Origin of the sequence: Terriglobus sp. YAF25 (genome assembly GCF_052113305.1) — a bacterium.
Lineage (GTDB): Bacteria > Acidobacteriota > Terriglobia > Terriglobales > Acidobacteriaceae > Terriglobus.
In genome coordinates this window covers 1-2,366 of sequence record NZ_JBFRCY010000708.1, presented here as the reverse complement: position 1 = coordinate 2,366, position 2,366 = coordinate 1, and the positions used below count along the sequence as shown (strand labels likewise).

The 2,366-nt window shown below is 54.6% G+C and carries 2 protein-coding genes and 1 pseudogene; 2 read left to right on the top strand and 1 reads right to left on the bottom strand.

Annotated features, from left to right (window positions below):
• Positions 1-145: 145 nt before the first annotated feature.
• The gene (locus AB4043_RS22690) at positions 146-640 is read left to right on the top strand and encodes a hypothetical protein (RefSeq protein WP_442301199.1); all 495 of its coding nucleotides are present in this window, start codon (positions 146-148) and stop codon (positions 638-640) included.
• A gap of 75 nt (positions 641-715) precedes the next feature.
• Here AB4043_RS22690 and AB4043_RS22685 read toward each other — a convergent pair whose 3' ends face one another.
• A complete protein-coding gene (locus tag AB4043_RS22685) occupies positions 716-1,696 on the bottom strand; it encodes a hypothetical protein (RefSeq protein WP_442301198.1) in 981 nt (326 codons plus the stop codon).
• Positions 1,697-1,968: 272 nt separating this feature from the next.
• Between AB4043_RS22685 and AB4043_RS22680 the strand changes: the two are divergent.
• Positions 1,969-2,366: pseudogene (locus AB4043_RS22680) on the top strand (hypothetical protein); the annotation flags it as partial.

Genomic DNA, 2,366 nt, shown 5'->3' with positions numbered 1-2,366 from the left:
CCTTTGGTAACTCCCAATCTACAGTTGATGTACCTCTGAAGAAAGGCATCGCCAGCGTGGTTATGCCAGCGAATAGAGGATCGAAGATATCTGCCGCCAGCGGCGCCGTGGCAGGAAATGAAATCCATTGGGATGGTGGCCGGTGATGAAGCCAATTGTATGTCTGACTTCAGCTCTTCTTCTCTCGGCGACCATGCTCGCGGATGAACCTGCTGTACGCGTGGCTCCTCCCCAACTCCAGGGCTCCCGGCCGCTGGAAAAGCAGACCGAGTCCTCCGTTATCCGCAACTATCTGGAATCATGGAAGAGCCTGCAGGAAGCGCTTGATCAAAACCAGGCCGGTAAACTCGACCGGGATTTTGTTGGTGTGGCCAGAGATAAGCTTGGCGACACCATCGAGGCCCAAAGCCGGATGGGAATCCACACGCGCTACCAGGATCTTTCCCACGATCTACAGATTGTCTTCTACTCGCCGGAGGGTCTGTCGATCCAGATGACTGACAATGTCGAATACCGGCAGCAGATCTTTGAGAAGGATAAGGTTCTGGCCACGACCGTGGTCCGCCGGCGCTATCTTGTTGTCCTGACTCCGTCTGAGGTCCGTTGGCAGGTCCGGATCCTGCAGGCCGGACTCGACTGACAGGCCCATCATCCACTAAAGCAACAATGGCGGTCGCATCGAGCGACCGCCATTGTTGCGTCTGTAGTGCTTTGCTTATTGCGTTGTCTGATTCTGCGCGCTGGTAAGGTTCTTTCCTGGGCTCTCGGTACACTTCGGAATACCGGTTTCGATTTGTGAGCCTTCTTCGTAATCGTTCCAGGTCTGGACCAACATAAACGGAATCACCTGTCCGGGGGGGAAATACTCTTTCCATAACTCCAGCGCGTCCCGATAGGTTTGCCCGCACCGCGCAGAGATATGACGATTCAGGCTCCAGGCGGCCCTGGAATCGTCAAACTGGGGCCACGCGCCCCCGACGACGATCATGTCGGAGTACTTTTCCGCCATGTTTTTATAAAAGTCCCTGAGATAGCGCTCTCCCCAATGGCTTCCGTCAGCAGCCCATCCATCCGGACCGGGGTTCACCCACGGATAAAAGCCGTCGAAAGCTTCGGGATGAGGACCGGGAAGGTTTTCCTGCATCAACCAGGGAGGAGAACTCCACTTATTCACCGCACTCCGGACCTGTGCCCAATCGGTATGGCTGCCATGTGGAAAGACAAAGATAACCGGCCGCCCCTTGTAGGTCAGATAAGCCTCGTGACCGGGGGAGTTCGGTAGCAGATAGTTGTCATGAAAGGCCGTAAGGTCGGCAATCACCTGATCTGTTGCGCCCTCGTCCGTATCGCCCTCGTCGTACATCAGCGCGACCGTGAATTTCTCCTTCGCCGCAGCTTTTTGAATCACCGCGTAGCTTTGATCGATAAAGGGCTCGCGGTTTCCATACCAGTCCACCACAAATCCCGTGACGCCAAGCGACTTCGCTTTGCGCATCTGGGTACGTACCGTCTCAGCATTATTGGTCGAATAACCTACGGAGATATGTTTGGGGAGGCCGAACCACGCCTCATACACGGCCAGCGTCTGCGGCGCGTTTCCGGCTGCTTTATGCTTCAGTTCGACCGCTCGTGTTGCGCCGCAACCATGGAAGAGAAGAAAAAGGCATAAGCAAGAGAAGCTCGTGGCGAACGACATGCCCGTTAGAGGGCTCTCCGATAGCGTTCGGTTGCATGTCTTGCCGCGAATTGAACGGGTCAAACTACTGTGAAGTAAGGTTAGACGGTTATTGCATCCCGCCAAATATTGGATGAAAGCAGGCAACTGGAGAGAAAGCTAACCGCATCGATATCCCCATTACGAACGCTTCATTTCGGGGAGACAATACGTCTCGCTCGGTAGCAAGGACTCTTACCGTGTCTACGGGGTCGGTGGAAAAAAGTCTAAGAACGCGAATTATTTCCGGAAGCGTGGTTCTTCTCTCCGGCTCAACTCTCTCGGTCATTATTAATCTTGCTTATAACGTTTCTGTCGCCCACTTTCTTGGGCCAAAGGGATTTGGAAACGCAAATGCGCTTTACACAATCCTGACGCTCATCTCTGCCATCACTCTTTCGTTCCAGATCATTACCGCTAAGATCGTCGCGCAGCAGGGCGAAGGAGCCCGCCGTGACACGGTATACCGGACGCTGCATCGTGGCAGTTGGGTATGCGGTCTGCTGGTAGCTCTCCTGCTCCTCGTGTTCCAAAGTCAGATCACAACATATCTCGATCTTCCGGGTACAACCCTTGTAACGATCCTGGCGGTCGGAGCCGCCTTCTATGTTCCCCTGGGATCTCGCCGTGGATACATACAAGGGGCCTACGG

Coding starts and splice junctions, on each gene's coding strand:
- AB4043_RS22690 (WP_442301199.1), top strand. CDS start 146: ATGAAGCCAATTGTATGTCTGACTTCAGCTCTTCTTCTCTCGGCGACC.
- AB4043_RS22685 (WP_442301198.1), bottom strand. CDS start 1,696: ATGTCGTTCGCCACGAGCTTCTCTTGCTTATGCCTTTTTCTTCTCTTC.